This window comes from Streptomyces sp. NPDC048664 (assembly GCF_040650555.1).
Classification (GTDB): domain Bacteria; phylum Actinomycetota; class Actinomycetes; order Streptomycetales; family Streptomycetaceae; genus Streptomyces.
The window spans coordinates 45,285-60,427 of the sequence record NZ_JBEZHK010000043.1; the positions used below are offsets into that span (position 1 = coordinate 45,285).

General features: G+C 68.4%; 15 protein-coding genes and 4 pseudogenes. 10 read left to right on the top strand and 9 right to left on the bottom strand.

Annotated features, from left to right (window positions below; genetic code table 11):
* Position 1 precedes the first annotated feature (1 nt).
* Together AB0C59_RS32235 and AB0C59_RS32240 are read right to left on the bottom strand one after the other, a co-directional pair.
* Positions 2 to 204 (bottom strand): annotated as a pseudogene (locus AB0C59_RS32235) (IS701 family transposase); the annotation flags it as partial.
* A 77-nt stretch (positions 205 to 281) separates the two neighbouring features.
* On the bottom strand, positions 282 to 713 hold the full coding sequence (locus AB0C59_RS32240; RefSeq protein ID WP_363010927.1) for a hypothetical protein: 432 nt from the start codon (positions 711 to 713) through the stop codon (positions 282 to 284).
* Between the two features lie 210 nt (positions 714 to 923).
* On the opposite strand from AB0C59_RS32240, the gene AB0C59_RS32245 reads away from it, so the two are divergent.
* From AB0C59_RS32245 to AB0C59_RS32265, 5 genes and pseudogenes are all read left to right on the top strand, one after another.
* Complete coding sequence (locus AB0C59_RS32245) at positions 924 to 1,778, top strand: patatin-like phospholipase family protein (protein ID WP_363010928.1); 855 nt, start codon at positions 924 to 926, stop codon at positions 1,776 to 1,778.
* A gap of 150 nt (positions 1,779 to 1,928) precedes the next feature.
* A pseudogene (locus tag AB0C59_RS32250) lies at positions 1,929 to 2,084 on the top strand (LysR family transcriptional regulator); the annotation flags it as partial.
* A gap of 183 nt (positions 2,085 to 2,267) precedes the next feature.
* Positions 2,268 to 2,357: pseudogene (locus tag AB0C59_RS32255) on the top strand (FKBP-type peptidyl-prolyl cis-trans isomerase); the annotation flags it as partial.
* Between the two features lie 744 nt (positions 2,358 to 3,101).
* Complete coding sequence (locus tag AB0C59_RS32260; protein WP_363010930.1) at positions 3,102 to 3,611, top strand: SigE family RNA polymerase sigma factor; 510 nt, start codon at positions 3,102 to 3,104, stop codon at positions 3,609 to 3,611.
* A gap of 60 nt (positions 3,612 to 3,671) precedes the next feature.
* Entirely contained in the window at positions 3,672 to 4,382 is a 711-nt protein-coding gene (locus AB0C59_RS32265) for a hypothetical protein (protein WP_363010932.1), read from the top strand.
* A 75-nt stretch (positions 4,383 to 4,457) separates the two neighbouring features.
* Here the strand turns inward: AB0C59_RS32265 and AB0C59_RS32270 are convergent, their stop codons facing one another.
* Together AB0C59_RS32270 and AB0C59_RS32275 are read right to left on the bottom strand one after the other, a co-directional pair.
* The gene (locus tag AB0C59_RS32270; RefSeq protein WP_363010934.1) at positions 4,458 to 4,634 is read right to left on the bottom strand and encodes a hypothetical protein; all 177 of its coding nucleotides are present in this window, start codon (positions 4,632 to 4,634) and stop codon (positions 4,458 to 4,460) included.
* Between the two features lie 191 nt (positions 4,635 to 4,825).
* Positions 4,826 to 5,767 carry a LysR substrate-binding domain-containing protein gene (locus AB0C59_RS32275; RefSeq protein WP_363010936.1) on the bottom strand — a complete coding sequence of 314 codons (942 nt, stop codon included), beginning with the start codon at positions 5,765 to 5,767 and terminating at the stop codon, positions 4,826 to 4,828.
* Positions 5,768 to 5,865: 98 nt separating this feature from the next.
* Between AB0C59_RS32275 and AB0C59_RS32280 the strand changes: the two genes are divergently transcribed.
* Positions 5,866 to 6,231, top strand: a complete 366-nt coding sequence (locus tag AB0C59_RS32280; protein WP_363010938.1) for a nuclear transport factor 2 family protein — start codon at positions 5,866 to 5,868, stop codon at positions 6,229 to 6,231.
* Positions 6,232 to 6,379: 148 nt separating this feature from the next.
* Here AB0C59_RS32280 and AB0C59_RS32285 read toward each other — a convergent pair whose 3' ends face one another.
* Together AB0C59_RS32285 and AB0C59_RS32290 are read right to left on the bottom strand one after the other, a co-directional pair.
* Positions 6,380 to 6,772 (bottom strand): VOC family protein, encoded by a 393-nt coding sequence (locus AB0C59_RS32285; protein ID WP_363010940.1) that lies wholly within the window; start codon positions 6,770 to 6,772, stop codon positions 6,380 to 6,382.
* A 308-nt stretch (positions 6,773 to 7,080) separates the two neighbouring features.
* Entirely contained in the window at positions 7,081 to 7,986 is a 906-nt protein-coding gene (locus tag AB0C59_RS32290; protein WP_363010942.1) for a phosphotriesterase, read from the bottom strand.
* A 737-nt stretch (positions 7,987 to 8,723) separates the two neighbouring features.
* Here AB0C59_RS32290 and AB0C59_RS32295 point away from each other — a divergent pair.
* From AB0C59_RS32295 to AB0C59_RS32305, 3 genes are all read left to right on the top strand, one after another.
* Complete coding sequence (locus AB0C59_RS32295; RefSeq protein WP_363010944.1) at positions 8,724 to 9,137, top strand: hypothetical protein; 414 nt, start codon at positions 8,724 to 8,726, stop codon at positions 9,135 to 9,137.
* Positions 9,138 to 9,886: 749 nt separating this feature from the next.
* Positions 9,887 to 10,789 carry a universal stress protein gene (locus AB0C59_RS32300; RefSeq protein WP_363010946.1) on the top strand — a complete coding sequence of 301 codons (903 nt, stop codon included), beginning with the start codon at positions 9,887 to 9,889 and terminating at the stop codon, positions 10,787 to 10,789.
* 1,105 nt (positions 10,790 to 11,894) lie between these two features.
* A complete protein-coding gene (locus AB0C59_RS32305; RefSeq protein WP_363010948.1) occupies positions 11,895 to 12,236 on the top strand; it encodes a hypothetical protein in 342 nt (113 codons plus the stop codon).
* A gap of 80 nt (positions 12,237 to 12,316) precedes the next feature.
* Here AB0C59_RS32305 and AB0C59_RS32310 read toward each other — a convergent pair whose 3' ends face one another.
* The 3 genes and pseudogenes from AB0C59_RS32310 to AB0C59_RS32320 form a co-directional block, all read right to left on the bottom strand.
* Positions 12,317 to 13,240, bottom strand: coding sequence for an RNA polymerase sigma-70 factor (locus AB0C59_RS32310; RefSeq protein WP_363010949.1), 924 nt, complete (start codon positions 13,238 to 13,240; stop codon positions 12,317 to 12,319).
* A gap of 125 nt (positions 13,241 to 13,365) precedes the next feature.
* Entirely contained in the window at positions 13,366 to 13,839 is a 474-nt protein-coding gene (locus AB0C59_RS32315) for a carboxymuconolactone decarboxylase family protein (protein WP_363010951.1), read from the bottom strand.
* A 143-nt stretch (positions 13,840 to 13,982) separates the two neighbouring features.
* Positions 13,983 to 14,132: pseudogene (locus AB0C59_RS32320) on the bottom strand (IS3 family transposase); the annotation flags it as partial.
* 127 nt (positions 14,133 to 14,259) lie between these two features.
* On the opposite strand from AB0C59_RS32320, the gene AB0C59_RS32325 reads away from it, so the two are divergent.
* A complete protein-coding gene (locus tag AB0C59_RS32325) occupies positions 14,260 to 14,673 on the top strand; it encodes a hypothetical protein (protein ID WP_363010953.1) in 414 nt (137 codons plus the stop codon).
* Positions 14,674 to 15,143: the final 470 nt, after the last annotated feature.

Here is a 15,143-nt window from a genome sequence, read left to right on the forward strand (position 1 = left end):
AGTCGCGCAGGTCGTCACAGGCGGCGTCGGCTTCCCACTTGGCCTGGTGCAGCAGGCGTTGCATGCCGTCCGGAGTGGCTTCCCCGGCCCAGTCAGCTACGGCACAGCAGTTCTTGCGGGGCAGATCCGAGAACACGCCGAGTACCAGCCGTCTTCTTCGCTGCTGCGTTCGACCCTCGTGAACCGGCCCGCCATCCGGTCCATCAGGACCTCGAACACCTCCTCCAGCGGACAGAGTCCAATCTGTGACCTGCGGTCACAGCGTGACCGATGGTCTTCATTCAATGCCGCAGCAGCTCGCAGAAGCGGTCCAAGGCGCGGTCGGTGCGGCGTCGGTCGCCGGTGGTCGTGAGATCGAACAGTAGGCCCCGGATGACGGCCATGATCAGCGTGGGAGTAGTGGTGTCGTCAGGGCCGGGTGTGATGTTGCGGAACCTGGCGCCGAGGGTGGTGAACCAGTCCGTGATCGCCTCGGCCTGGCCGGGGTAGTTCTCGGGATGCGCGAGGCCATCCGCGTCCACCTCTGAGAACAGCCGGACGAACGGGGCGCGTTCCGGTGCACCGATCCAGGCCCAGATGCCGCGCAGGTGTTCTTCCGGAGAACATGCCTCGGCCGGGAGGCTCTCGGCCAACCGTGTCGCCCCGCGACGGCGGGCCTCCGCAAGGACGGCAGCTACCAACTCCTGCTTGCTGCCGAAGTCGTAGAGAAGCATCGCGGGCTGGTATCCAGAGCTGCGGCCAGCGGCCGCAGACTCGACCCGGCCAAGCCGTGTGCCAGCACGTAATCGGTCGCCCGCGCAAGCGCGCGCTCCCGACAGGAAGGATCTGAGGGTCGCCCCACAGTGGATCATCCTCTCGGTACCGCGCATCCGACCCTACAGCAGCATATAGTACGACTGTTTCAATAACGGGGAGAGGCAGTCATGTACACACTCGACCGGGCACTCGTGCTGGGCGCCGGAGGCCCTGTTGGTGCCGCCTGGATGGCCGGATTGGCTTGTGGACTGCGCTACGACCGAGTGGATCTCAGCGAGGCCGACCTGATCGTCGGCACGTCGACTGGCGCGATCATCGGAGCAGTGCTGGCCACCGGTCAGGACCCGAGCCGGCTCGCCGCCCCCGTGCGCCCCGCCGACACCGGCACCACCCCGCCCCAGGTGGACGGGCACAGGCTGGGCGAGGCGTTCGCCGTGCTCGGCAACGCCGCCTCGGACCCGGCCGAGGCGCGGCGCCGGGTGGGCCAGATCGCGCTCGCCGCCGACACCGGCCCCGAGCAGGCACATATCATCCGGATGCGCGCCCTGGCCGACGCAGACCAATGGCCGGACGGTCAGTTGCTCATCCCCGGCACGGATGCCGAGACCGGCGAGCAGAAGGTCTTCGACCGCGCGAGTGGCGCACCGCTGCCCTTCGCCGTGGCGGCAAGCACGGCCTTCCCGGGCATCTACCCCCCGATCACCATTAATGGCCGCCGATACATGGACGGCGCCCTGCATTCTGCGACCAACGCCCAACTCGCGGCCGGAGCCCGCACACTCGTCGTGATCGACCCCCAGGCGCACTTGTTCCCCCGTGAGTTGCTCCACCGGGAACTGGCGTTCGTTGCTGCGTACACAGTGGTGACCATCGAGCCCGACCTGGCGTCAATACGCACATTCGGCTCGGATCTGAATGACCGAGCGGCCTGGGAACCTGCCTACCAGGCGGGTCTTCGCCAAGCCGCCGATGTCGCAGAGCAGCTCCGCCCTGCGTGGAAGGCAGGATCCGACACGGACTGAGCGCCGCCCGATCTCCGGAGTGGCGCCGCGTCTCTTTGCCCCGCCCTCGGCCCCGGCCCTACCTGTAGCTGGTTCACGACGAGCAACCACCGTCAGCAAGCCGTCCCGTTGTCAAGATCACGATACCGCTGGAGTATTGCCCTCAAGCGGTTGTCGGTCTTCCGCCACGTCATCGAATGTGGCGGACTCGCCGCTGCTGCTCGACGGCTCTTCACGAGTCGGTCCGCGGTCTCGAAACGGGTGAAGACGCTGGAGTCGTCTGTGCGGGCGACATTCATAGGGCGATCCGGCCGGACCGTGCACCCGACACCGACGGCCCGGGTCCTGCTGACCGAGGCTGGGAAGATCCTCACGATGGCCGACCATGCCGTGGAGGCCGTCCAAGACGCCCGGCCCAGCGCCTCGCGACTAGTGGTCGGGGGTACGGCCCTCGCTCGGTGCCTACCGGCTCCCGCCAGTGCTGGCGGTGTGTCGGCAGAGCTGCCCGGGATCGTTCCCCCGCGTCTCGGTCACGGCAACCAGCCGCCCTCACCATTGATCCCGGCGGGCTCGACCCTGATCCTGGTGGTGGACCTGCTGGACTCGTATTCCAGCACAACCGGGTGGAGCAACGCTCAACGACCCTGGCCGCTCCTCCCCTGCGGCGTGCTCCGTCGCCCCCCCGGGGTGGGCACCGCCGTGCTCCTCGCTGTCGCTCCTGCTTCCCACTCCGTAGCAACCGAACGGCTCCGCAGCGACTCGTTGACCGCCGCACGCCACGAGGCGAGCGACTTCCTCAGCGGCCTACCCGGCGCCGCCGCCCGGACGTCTGATCCCGTCGGCTGTGCTCGGAGAACGAAGGAGGCTCCCGGCGGAATTCAGCTCGCCGCACTGCCGATCACAGCGCCGGTCCGAGGAGGCCCCTCCCAGCAGCAACACATCGCGCAAACGCCTGCCACGGCGTGGGCGAGCGTCCGCCAGCGGCACCAGGGCGCGCCCGCGCACCCTGGTGGTGTCGTGGTCGTTATGGTTGTAGATCGTCGGATTCACCGGCGCCGACGGTCAGCCGCCGGAACATCAGGCTACTGAGCGCTTTCAGCAGCCACTCGGCGATCCCAAGTCGCGGACGTTCGGCACCCACCTCTCCCTCGCCGAGGCCCTGCACCACTGGCACAGCGGGCTGCCAACGCTTCCGTAACTTCTGGATCTTGGGCGCTGTACGGGGGCTGACGCCTCAGCCCCCCGAAGGGAAATCGTCCGGGCGGCAAGATTTCTGCTCTACGGGTGGGACGTAGCCCTGCGGCCACAGCGTCATCAGAGTGTGGACGACGAACAGGATCTCGGATGAAGCGCCGGTACGAAGAGGAATTCATGGCGTTCGCCGCTGCGCGATCCGCACCTCTGTTCCGCTCTGCATGTGTGCTCACCAGCGGTGATGTGCATCTTGCGGAGGACCTGGTGCAGGACACGCTTGGCCGGATGTATGCCAACTGGCGCAAGATCACGCAGATAGACGACCCGGCAGCCTACACCCATACTGTCCTGGTACGGACCTATTTGTCCTATCGGCGCCGACGCAGCAGTTCAGAGCAGCCCACCGGCACGCTCCCTGACTCCCCCGCCGCCAACGAGCACGACGCCACGCTGCGGGTCACGTTGCTCGACGCTCTCGGCCGACTCTCCGCCCGCGACCGGGCAGTGCTGCTCCTGCGCTACTGGGAGGACCGCAGCGTCGAGCAGACCGCCGCGGTCCTTCAGATCCGGCCGGGCGCCGTACGCAACCAGAGCATGCGCGCGCTCGCACGGATCCGGAACCTACTGGGCCATGACCTCTCCGAGCTCGTCAGCACCTGACCCGTGTGCCGCGGCCCCTACCACGCCCTCCGCACCGACCCCGAAACGCGGTGACTCGCCATGCCCATCGAAGAAGATTTCGCCGAAGCCCTACACACCGCTCTCTTCACCATCGAGCCGCCCAACACCCTGTCCCTTGCACAGGCTGGTGCCCGCAACGGCCGACGCAGGGGCCGCCGCCGCGCCGCGGCCGCCGGCGTGAGTGGAGCAGCCGTACTAGCGCTCCTCGGCCTCGGGGTGGCACTCGTTCCCGGACTGCTCTACGAGGAATCAGCCGACCACCCACTCGCCGGCCCGGCCGTCTCAGCCTCGCCCGGCTCGGCCTCGGCTTCCGCCGGCCCGGAGCCGAGCTTCACCGGCACGCTGTCCGCCGACCGCGCCCTTGCCATTCTGACGACGCTGCTACCGGCTGGTCTCAACCACTCGAGCCCACCAGCCGGCCGGAAGTCCGGGCAGCTGTGGGTGGACGACGGCCATGGCAAGTCTCTGCTCGAAGTGCACGTCTCGCGGCAAGCGCCCACCACTGCGATCCGCGAGCACGTCTTCGCCGGCACGACCCCCTCGGCCGACGGCACCCTGATCAAGTCCCGGCAGGCACCACCCGGAACGGACCCTGGGCACGAAGCGGTCAACGTACTGCATCCTGACGGTCTCTACGTCACCATCATGGAGTGGCACGCACCCAGCCAGAACGCGCCCTCGACCCGCAGTACGCCGATCCTGACACCGTCCGAACTGCAGGCCATCGCAACCAGCTCACAGTGGCAGTAGCCGTGTTCGCGAGGTCCACGCTGCAGGTGTGACGCACTACGAGGCGGCGGCAGGACAAGCCGATCTACGCCCAGGTCAGCCCTTGTGCCGGAGCCTGACCACCCTCACGAGGGCACTGGAGGACGATGTCGGACATGGGCTGAAGTCGATGGACGGCTTCACGGCGCTGAACCTGGATGCCGAGGAACCGACGAGGGATCCGCGCTCGGCGTCGAACAGCAGTCCGTCGCCGAGTCCCGGTATGACGCTCACGCCCTGGCAGCCTCCGATCGTGGCAGGGCGGTATCCGTATGCGTCATGGTGCTGTTCGTCGGTCGGTTCCCAGCGGCGCCGCCACACCGTGGTAGCTCCGACCGCCGCAGTACGACTTCGCGAACGCTTCGATCGCCTCCTCGGCGTGGTCGCGGACGGACTCGACAAACTGTAGGCACGTCGGTGGGAACTCAGGGATCTGTCGCCCTGACGTCAGGAGTAGGTCCGTGAGGTTGCGGTGAAGTCGCGGGGTCCGGCTTGGTGAATGCCCGCCGGCTGTGCACGAGCAGTTCCCGTACCCCCGGCCTGAGCGCGTTCTTCCATATGAGGGCGAGCAGTGCCGGTGTTTCGACATCATCGATGGTGCGGGCGGTGAGTTGGTCGCGGTAGCTCTCGGCCATCGAGTTGCTGAGGATGGCGACGCCGAGGCCGCGGGCGGCGAGGCCTGCAATGGCGTCCACGGCGCTGGCTTGCAGCGCTATCGCGGGTTGGATGCTCTGTGCGGCGCAGGCCTGGTCGAATACCGCGCGCAGGCCGGTGCCGGGCGGCATGCACACGATTGAGTAGGCAGTCAGGTCGCGCAGGGTCACCCGCCGCTGATTCGCCAAGGGGTGCCCGGCCGGGACTGCCACGACGAGCCGCTCGCTGATGATGGTCAGCGCGTCCAAGCCGTCGGGGGTGGCGCTTGCGGCCCCGATGAGCGCCAGGTCGACGGCGCCGGTACGCACCCGCTCGATGAGCCGGTCGGAGCTGTCCTCCAGCAGCGAGATCTCCACACCGGGATGCGCCTGGTGGAAAGCGGCGAGGGCGTCGAACAGCGGGGTGAGGGTGCAGCCGGTGACCATCCCGATGGTGAGGTGCCCCTGGATCAGGTCGGTCACCTCGCCCACCGCCTGGCCAACCGCCCCAGCGGCGGCGAGTGCGGCACGGGCGTGTTCGACTGCGGCCTTTCCCGCGACGGTGAGGGTGACGGTGCGGGCCGACCGGTCGAACAGCTCGGCTCCGAGTTCTCGTTCCAGTTGGCGGATCTGTGCGCTGATGCCGGACTGGCTGATGTGCACGCGCTCGGCTGCCCGGGTGAAGTTCCGCTCCTCGGCGACCGCGACAAAGTATTCGAGCTGCCTCAACTCCATGACTGCAGATTCTAGTCTTCAGAAGATTCATCTGTTGGAGTTCTGGCCAGTCGGCGGCCACGCTAGGAAGCGTCGAAGCACGACGTCAGGAGGAACTCATGCCGGAGTACGAGAAGGCCATGCGGCCCGAGGACATCACCCGCTTGTTCGTCGAGCGATCCAACGCCGGTGACGCGGCCGGGGTCAGCGCACTCTACGAAGAGGGTGCGGTGATGGCCTACCCACCCGGTGACCAGACGGTGGGCCGGGAGGCGATCCGCGCGCTTTGGGAGAAGGTGCTGGCCAATCGCCCCCGCTTCGAGCAGGAACAACCGCTGCCGACGCTGATCAGCGGCGACATCGCCCTCACCTCGACTCCCGCGAGCGACGGGGCCGGCGCCCGGGCGCAGGTCGTCCGGCGCCAGCCTGATGGAAGCTGGCTGCGCCTGCTCGACCAGCCCGAATTCGTCCCACCCACTCGCTGAACCTCGCCTCCGTAAGGTCGCCTCCTGTCCGCGCATCGAACGTGATCACCGACAGTGGTCGCCCTCGGTTGTGTAGCCGTGTTGCTGATGGATTCCGGAGCGAGGGTCGGGCCGCTGCGGCGGCCCGACCCCGCACGAGGCTGGCCGCCTACCGGGGCTGAGCCACGATCTGGATCAGGTTGCCGCAGGTGTCGTCGAAGACGGCGGTGGTGACGGGGCCCGCTTCCAGGGGCTCCTGGGTGAAGCGCACTCCCAGGCCGCTCAGACGCTCGTATTCCGCTTTCACGTCGTCGACGGCGAACTGGGCAAGCGGGATGCCGTCCTTGACGAGCGCGTCACGGTAGGGCTTGACGGCTGGGTGGCCGGCGGGCTCCAGGAGGAGTTCGGTGCCGCCGGGCACGTCGGGTGAGACGACGGTCAGCCACCGGGCCTCGCCGCCCAGCGGGACGTCGTGCTTCTTCACGAAGCCGAGAATCTCGGTGTAGAAGTCCAAGGCGTCGGCCTGGTCGTTGACGAAGACGCTGGTCAGATGGATCTTCATGGAGAGCTCTTCTCTGATCCGGATGTGTCGGGCGCGGGCCGTGGCCCGGCGATCTGCTGCAGCGCGGCTGTGTTGAGGTCGTGGAACTTGTAACGCCCCTTCCCGCCTGGTCTCGATCAGCTCGGCGTCCTCCAGCACGGCGAGATGCCGGGAGACCGCCTGACGCGACATACCGAGCTAATGCTTCACTCTCAGTCGCGAGCAGATCCCGGCCTTCGGTACTACTGGAGTCTCGTATCGACTGTCGTCAGTTCCTGGTTGAGTCGGGAGTTGAGGTGACTGTATGCGATCGTTGGGGGGCTTGCGGATTATGGCCGCCTCCAATGTGCCGCGAACGCGCGGGCCGGGTTCTCGGTGAAGACCGCAGAGGCGACGTCGGGTCCCAGTTCGCTCTCGATCCGCGGACGCAGGCCACTCAGCAGGAACGGCATGCCCGGGCCGTCCGCAGTGGACCTGGCCGCCGGCGTGACCGTGTCACCTCCGAGCAGGATCTGGTCGATGTGACCGGCGCCCGCGAGGGCCGCGAGGGAGTCCAGCAATCGCCAGTCGGTGCCATGGTGCGCGCGGGATGGGCCATCGAAGGCCAGGAAGGCGCCGGCTTCGGCAGCTTGCCGGTGGATTCTGGCGTCGGGGAGTCGATGCAGGTGCCCGAGGATCACACGGTGCGGTTCGACCCCGTGCGAACCGCAAAGGAAATCGAGCACGTCCAGGGCGGCGGTTCCGGCCTCCAGGTGGACGCCGATGGGTGCGTCGGTGGTGTGGTGTGCCTCGGCTGCGGCGGTCATGACGTGCCGGGCGTGGTCGTCCAGGCGGTGATAGGCCCCGGCGACTTTGATCAGTCCGGCCTTCACGGGGGCGCTGGTCAGTTCGTGGACGAACAGGTCGGCCAGTCCGTCACGAACACTTTCCAGATCGTCGGGGTCGTAGTGTCGTGCCTGGTGCAATCCGGTGGCGGAGACAACGTGGACACCGGACCGCCGCGACAGGCTGGGGAGTTCTTCGGCTCGTGGTCCCATTCCCCAGGGTGTCCACTGCGCGACCGCGCTGCCGCCGAGCGCGGCGAAGGCGTTCAGTTCGGCAAGTGCGGCTTCGCCGTCGTCCAGTTCCTGGCCCGGCAGCATGGGTGAGCCGATGAACAGGTGGTCGTGAGCGTCGCATATGCCCAGTTCTTGGGGCGGGATGTCCCCGAGCACGGTCCGGATCGCGGGCCTCATCACGCGCTTTCCTGCTGGGCGGCGGCGAGGGCGTCCGCAGCGACACGCAGTCCGGCCAGCGCCAAGCGCCTACTCGCGTCCCGTCCCAGCCACCGCCGCCCCGCCGCGTCAGCGTCGTGCTCCTGCAGCTGCAGCTGCTCCAGGGTGGCCACGGTGGGTACCGCCTGACGGCAGTCCCGCGCGGTGACCGCTCGCGTTCCACATCGGCGCGGTGACACACGCGGTCCTGCAGCACGCGAGAGCCCCCGTCGTCGCACACGACTGAACCACCACAGTGAAGGAGGAGTGCGGCAGGGCATGAGAGCAGCGGTGGCCCTGCCAGGCGTGCGAACCACGGACCTGGCGCCCCAAGAGCCGTAGTGCGTCTGCTCCGTCGGCGGCCCCTCGACCTGCTCGTCCGCAACTACCTCGGGTGATGCCGCCTCATGTGCAACGTCCTCGACCGCGTCCCCGGCACCGCCACTCGTCGCCACCGTACGGCGGCACAGGAAGGACGCCCGTCAGCAAGGGCTCTGCGGGGCCTGGCGCCGGGCGATCGGAGCCGGAGATTCGTCGAGAGGCAGGCGACGACCTTTTGGCGGCCCTCCTCCGGGCGAAGGGGCTGGGGGTGCCGCTCCCGTCGGTACGCGAAGCTGAGCGGTTCCGCCTCCGCCGTCCTTCCGGACCGCTGAACCGCGCCCATCGCCCCGACCGGGCCCGGCGGCGGTGAGCTCCGTGGCCATGCCATGATCTGCGGCATGAGCACAGACACCGGGCATTCGGGGATCGTCCACTGGCGGCGCAGCGTGTGGAACGGCGCCCGCTGCGAGCCCGTGCTGGTCACCCTGGGACCCGGCGGCCTGCATGTGCGGGACCGCTCCCTCGGCACGGTTCTGCAGGCCGACCCGCGCGCGGTAACCGGCCGCCTCACCCGGCTCGGCACCCTTGTACTGGCCGTCGACGGAAGGCGCTACGCCTTCGTGGGGCGGGGCGCTTCCTCGTCCCCGACGCCGAGCGCCGACCAGCAGCGGGCCCTGGAGAACACCGGATGCGGAGCACCGCGATCAGGGGCTGCAGGCGGCGCCGTGGACCAGTTGCTCAACGGTGGCGCGGCCGCACGAATGCGCGACTGGCACATCCGCCTGGCAGCTGCCGGAGCCCGGTTCAGCTGACCGGAAGCGAGGAAGCGGCCCAGGAGATCCGGTGACGGCTCCCTGGCCGACGCCGCCGTTCCACAGCAGGACGACGGGCGCCCGCAGGATGGCCCGCATCAGGTCGGCCGGGGGCCGCTGCCCCGTGCAGTGCCTCTGTGTCGCGGGATCGAGCTTGCCGACATAGTGCGGACGTCCCATTTCAGGTGAACCGCACCGATGGCGTATCGACGATGAGCCGGTGGGGGTTCGGGCAGGATGGAGACAAGAGTGCTCTGTTGCAAGCTCCAGCGCCGCTCGTGAGTGGCCAGCCGTACCCGGCCGGTCAGGCAGCCGAGGACGGCGGAGTCAGGAGCCTGGCGCTCAGCGAACTCCTGCCCCGCGGTGAGGGTCGTCAAGTCGCCGGCAGGGCGGCCGCGGGTCCGGGACACCCGTCCTGGGCTAGCGCCGTGCGCCTCGGACGGCAGCCGCTTTACCGTGAGGCCCGAGGAAGGCATCGTCCCGGGGCACTCCGAGAACTGATGAACGGGGGCCATGCCCGAGTCCGCGATCGAGGAGCCGCACACCACCCCCGACGGCGGGATCTCGGCGATGCCTCGTGCACCCAGCCGACGGCCGCAGGGCTCCGACCCCTCCGCAACGTGACGACTGCCGCGTGTCGGGATCAGAGTCCAAATGGACGGGGGTAGACCGTGTGACTGCTATCCACCCTGCATTCGCGGCAGGACACTGAAGGTAACGAACAGGACGAAGTGCAGGAGGTGCGCACCATGCTTTTGCCCGTCATCGCCGGAGTGGACGGATCGACCGAAAGCCTTGCCGCTGCCGAGTGGGCGGCCCACGAGGCCGTCCGTCGGAACCGCCCGTTGAGACTGGTGCACGCCTGGAACTGGCATCCCCGCCGTGCGGACGGCGATCCGGCGAGCGCCGCGCAGCGGCATCTGGCCGAGCGTGTCCTGCGAGATGCGGAGGAGTGCATCCGCGCCGCCACCCCCGAGGTGCGCCTCACTGACGAGCAGGTCGAGGGTCCGGCGACCGCGGCCCTGCTGCGGGCCGCCGACCAAGCGGAACTGCTGGTACTGGGCTCGCGTGGCCTCAGTGGCTTCACCGGCCTGCTGGTCGGCTCGGTGGCTCTGGGGGTGGCCGCGAAGGCCACGCGCCCCCTCGTCCTCGTACGCCGGGAAGCGGATGCTGAGGCCCCGTGCCTGCCGGCCGACGACGGGAACCGGTCCGCCCGCGACGGCGACCTCGATGTGGTCCTCGGCGTGGACCTCACCGAGACCTGTGACGAAGTGATCGAGTTTGCGTTCCAAGCGGCCTGGCGGCGGCAGGCCAGGCTGCGTGTCGTGCACGCCTGGCAGCGGCCGTCCGCGATCGCTCTCGGCCCAGGCGACATCGCTCTCGTGAACGAGCCGCACAGGGCCGAGGAGTGGCAGCAGTTCTTGTCGGCCGTCCTGAAATTGTGGCGCGACAAGTTTCCCGAGACCGAGGTGGTGGAGACCGTCGTGGAGGGCAAGGCCTCCACCACACTGGTCCGGGCCGCCTCGGCGGCGAGCCTCCTCGTCGTCGGCCGCCACGTGTCCGACCGGCCGACCGTTCCACGCATCGGCCCCGTCACCCAGGCCGCCGTGCACCACGTCGCCTGCCCACTGGCCATCGTGCCCCACGGGTGAGTGCCGGGAGGGCGCGATGGACGCACCAGCGACGTACGTGTGCGAACTCGTGGGAGGTGGCCGGGAGACGGCCGCCGTTCCGTCAGCACCGTTGCCTGCAGGATCTGCCGCGTGACGGGAGAGGAGCCCCGAACTCGCCGTCCGCGAGGCTCACGGGGCCTCGCAGACACCATGGACCGCACCCTCGACACAGCCAGGGCGCCGCCGGGGACCGTACGACACGGCGCCCAGATCTCCATGCCCGGCACGTTGGATACGGTTCTCGGACTCGGGGTGCAAAGTCCTCCGGACCCGTCCGCGTCGAGCAGTTCGGCAGTAATACCTGCTGAAATCGCTCAGACGCCTCACTGAGCGGGTCTGCAGGCAGCTCGCACGCGTTCTGCAGCCGTCCCCCCGTAATGGACAGTCCTTCACTCGGTACGAGCTCCACGCAGGCCATGGACACGCGCTCCGTGAACGGCACCAGCCACGGCACGCCTGAACCAGCAGCGGAAGATTGTCCGGATCGAGGTCGGCGAAGGGATCTCATGCAGCGCGGCCGGCAGCCAACGACCAGTTGTCGCCTCGGCCCGTGCCAGTTCTGCCGTAGGACGGTCCGCGTCTTCGACCAGCGGCTTCCCCCAGGCGGCAGCCCTGGTAGGGGACCCCGACTGAGCGACTTCCAGCAGCGGCAGACCGCGCACGGCCCCGACCGAAGAAGGAGCGTCCTGTTCCGATTGAGCAGTTGAGCCCGCCCCATCCCCACAGCGGCGGGAGCGCCTGCCGCTGTGGGGATGAGAGGTCGCTGCCGGGAAGGCGGCCGACAGGGGGGAAACGGGCAACCCGGGTGTGGTTTGTCTTTGACTTCCCCTGGCGACGATCGACACTGGTAGCCGATCATCTGGTGAACTCTATGGCTGGGGTGAGCATGCCGCCTTCCGTTTCACGATGGGGTCTCGTCGCAGCGACATTGCTTTGGGTGACGGCGGCCTCGGGATCCGCATCACCCGCTCAAGGAGCTCTTCGGCACGACGGGACACCGAGCGGGGACCGTCACCAAATCCTTCACCTGACAGGACATGCGACACAGGCCACTCTTCTCACCAGGGGAGACTCGTCAACCGGGGTGGGAAACCAGCACCTCTACATCAATGCGATCGAAAGGGGAGGCAGGTCCTACGGCACCGAGCTGGTCGAGTGCACTCAGATCGGCGGGAGTCTGACCCCTCCTGGCCCCCACAGCGACCAGTGCATCGGCACCTTCATCTTCCCCGATGGACAGTTGACGTGGCAGAACGGAACCGCGTCGTCCTCGCTCGCGGCGCCGGAGGACATCAACATCGTCATCACCGGCGGCACGAAGAGGTACACACGGGCCAGCGGTCATGGCCATGTCGTGGTCTTGGCACCCGGGAGCACGAGGCAGACGCTGCACCTGTGGCTGGAGCCGGAGGCGCAGGGTCACTGAGCCCGCGTGCACTTCGAGGGTCGACCGAACAGGACGTGACAACAAACGCGTAGGCCGTTGAGCGACAGCCCGGTCCGCGGTCATTCAGCGCGCCGACGAGACTCCTTCAGCTCGCGCGAGACCGCCCAGGCGTCGGCGACGGGGCCGACATGGCCCAGCTTGTCGGGGTTGAGGACCAGACGGATCGTCAGGATCTTCCCGTCGAGCACGTCGAGCCCCAGAGTGTGCAGGACCTTGCCGTCCCGGTCACGGAAGATCGCACCGGGCCAGCCGTTGATCGCGTGAGGCTCCATGGTGACGTCGATGCGGGCCATCGCCGGGAATACAGCGGCCAGCAGCCGGGCCACCTTGTCGGGGCCGGCGATCGCCCTGGCCAGCCGCGGGGCCTTGCCGCCGCCGTCGCCGGCCATGGAGACGTCGGCGGCGAGCAACTGCCGCAGGCCGTCGACGTCGCCCTCGCGCAGCGCGTCGAAGAAGCGGCCCGCGAGCTCCTCGCGCTCCTTGCGGTCGGCTTCGAAGCGCGGCCGGCTCGCGCTCATGTGCCGGCGGGCCCGCACCGCGAGCTGGCGGCACGCGTCCTCCGATTTCCCGACTGCCGAGGCGACCTCGGGGAAGCCGAAGTCGAACACGTCGCGCAGCACGAATACCGCGCGTTCCAGCGGACTGAGTCGCTCCAGCAGCAACAGGGCCGCCGTCGACACCGAGTCGGCCAGCTCAGCCGAGCGAGCTGGATCCTCGTAGGGATCGGCGAGCAGCGGCTCCGGGAACCACGGACCGACATACTCCTCCCGCCGGACGCGTGCCGAGCGCAGCACGTCGATCGAGATCCGGGTGGCAATGGCCGTCAGGAAGGACTTGGTTGACCTGGGCCGCGTCGGGCTGGCCTCAAAGCGAAGCCAGGTCTCTTGGACGGCGTCCTCGGCCTCGCTGACGCTGCCCAGGATCCGGTAGGCGATCGAGAACAGCAGCGGTCGCAGACTCACGAACTCCTCGGCCCTGTCCACAGCCTGACTCCTTTTCCGTTCATCCGGGATCATTTGGCCTGCCGGTCGGTCAGCGTTTATCCCGTCGGTCGACTGCCGTTGTCCCAGCCTTCGCAGTTGCTTCTATGGTTGAGCGTCTCCGCGCTTCAGTGCCAGGCCCCGGGCCGGTAAGCGCCACCAGGTTGCCGGGTGATGGTGTTCATCCGGGTCGCCAGGTTCATGAAGCCGACCAGCAGCACCAGGGCGGCAAGCTGCTGTTGGTCGTAGTGCTTGGCGGCGTTCGTCCATACCTCGTCGCTGACGCCGTGCTCCGCGTCAGCGAGCCGTGTTCCTTCCTCGGCCAGCTTCAGCGCGGCCCGCTCGGCGTCGGTGAAGACCGTGGCTTCCGGCCACGCCGCCACCAGGCCCAGCCGCACCGGGTCCTCGCCGACGGCGAGGGCCTCTTTGGTGTGCATGTCGAGGCAGGCGGCACAGCCGTTGATCTGGCTCACCCGCACCGAGACGAGTTCCTGCGTGGTGATCGGCAGCGTCGTGCTCCTGAGCTCCTTGCCCGCCGCCATCAGGTACTTGAGGGCCTTGCCGGTGCTCGGCTCAGCCATGAAGTCCAGTCGCGCGTCCACAACGTGCTCCTCTGCGCTCGTAAGTGGCTACACACCCGAGACGAAGCAACCCGTCCCTCTGTGACATGGTCGCAATGTGACCTGTTTCACCAGTGCGCCCCGGGGGCTGATGCAGGTTCGGGTGACAGGTGCGGTCACGCGACCTAAAGGGCCGACGTGGTCATCACTCTCGAATTCGGTGGGGGCAGCCGGTGGAGTGAGGATTGTCTGCCGCGTCGGTGGTAGGCCCGCTCGATCCAGGCCGTGATCGCGATCCGGATTTCTTCACGGGTGGCCCGCACACGGCGGTCGAGAGGGCCAGGACCGGTCCGGCGCATCTTGTGACTGCCTGGGTCCTGGTTCGCTGGCATGCCCATGGGGCGGGGAGACCTCACAGGTGAAGAATGGACTCGGCTGAAGCGGCGCCGAAGTCCGTGCAGGGTGGGGGGCGTTGGGAGGCTCACAGCAGACGGATCAACGGAGTCCAGCCGTCGTGGCCTGCTCACCCTCCGCTCCCCCGCCGGCGAGGTCGAGCACATCCGCACCGAGCAGCAGGAGACCGACCGAGGGCGCGAGCTCATTGCGCGGGCGCAGTCGATGCGGGGCCGGTGGGTGCTGGTCTTCCGGTACAACGAGAAGGCCTCCGCCACGAGGAACGTACGAATGCTCGCCCACCTCCTGGACCTCGGCGACGGTGCCGTCGCGGTGAACCTGGCGAAGAAGATCCTCCTGGACGACGCGGACGGAGCCGTCCCTCGCGCGCAGGCCGCGTGGGCGCAGACCGATCTTCCCGACTCCGGAACGGTGTCGGTCGAGCAGCTGGAGCAGGCACGTGCCAAGCTGAAAGACGCGTAGCCATGTGCGCCCCGGGTCCCCTCGAGGGCGACGGTGGCCCCGCCGGGCAGATGCCCGCGGAGCCACCGAGGCTGCTCCTTACGGCAGCACGTGCTTCTCCCCCATGGTCAGGAGCCCGAAGTGCTCCAGGCGCGCTTCCGTCAGCGAGGAGGCGTCGCCCTCTCTCGGGACAAGGGGCCCGCAATGTGGGTTTCGGATACTGCGGGCCTTCGCCTATCCCGGGGCTGGTGTAAGTCCTGTTGGCGCGCCAGCCCTGGTATTTCGGCTTGAGTTGCCAGCCATGGAGGTTGCGCGGGTTCCGGCACGCATGCGCCCCGCCCCCGACGCAATACGCCTACCCCGGTCCGGTTCGGAGACTCCTTCGGCTGATTCGGTCGGATGCAGCTATTGTCCACCGGGCATACGTGGGGGGCCCGGTCCGGGTCCAGGACGACGTCGGTGGCGCGGACCAGGGCGAAGTTCGCGAGCAC

What these genes read in the sequence shown, in the direction of transcription:
- AB0C59_RS32240 (WP_363010927.1), bottom strand. Translation starts at nt 713, where the DNA reads ATGCTTCTCTACGACTTCGGCAGCAAGCAGGAGTTGGTAGCTGCCGTC.
- AB0C59_RS32245 (WP_363010928.1), top strand. Translation starts at nt 924, where the DNA reads ATGTACACACTCGACCGGGCACTCGTGCTGGGCGCCGGAGGCCCTGTT.
- AB0C59_RS32260 (WP_363010930.1), top strand. Translation starts at nt 3,102, where the DNA reads ATGAAGCGCCGGTACGAAGAGGAATTCATGGCGTTCGCCGCTGCGCGA.
- AB0C59_RS32265 (WP_363010932.1), top strand. Translation starts at nt 3,672, where the DNA reads ATGCCCATCGAAGAAGATTTCGCCGAAGCCCTACACACCGCTCTCTTC.
- AB0C59_RS32275 (WP_363010936.1), bottom strand. Translation starts at nt 5,767, where the DNA reads ATGGAGTTGAGGCAGCTCGAATACTTTGTCGCGGTCGCCGAGGAGCGG.
- AB0C59_RS32280 (WP_363010938.1), top strand. Translation starts at nt 5,866, where the DNA reads ATGCCGGAGTACGAGAAGGCCATGCGGCCCGAGGACATCACCCGCTTG.
- AB0C59_RS32285 (WP_363010940.1), bottom strand. Translation starts at nt 6,772, where the DNA reads ATGAAGATCCATCTGACCAGCGTCTTCGTCAACGACCAGGCCGACGCC.
- AB0C59_RS32290 (WP_363010942.1), bottom strand. Translation starts at nt 7,986, where the DNA reads ATGAGGCCCGCGATCCGGACCGTGCTCGGGGACATCCCGCCCCAAGAA.
- AB0C59_RS32295 (WP_363010944.1), top strand. Translation starts at nt 8,724, where the DNA reads ATGAGCACAGACACCGGGCATTCGGGGATCGTCCACTGGCGGCGCAGC.
- AB0C59_RS32300 (WP_363010946.1), top strand. Translation starts at nt 9,887, where the DNA reads ATGCTTTTGCCCGTCATCGCCGGAGTGGACGGATCGACCGAAAGCCTT.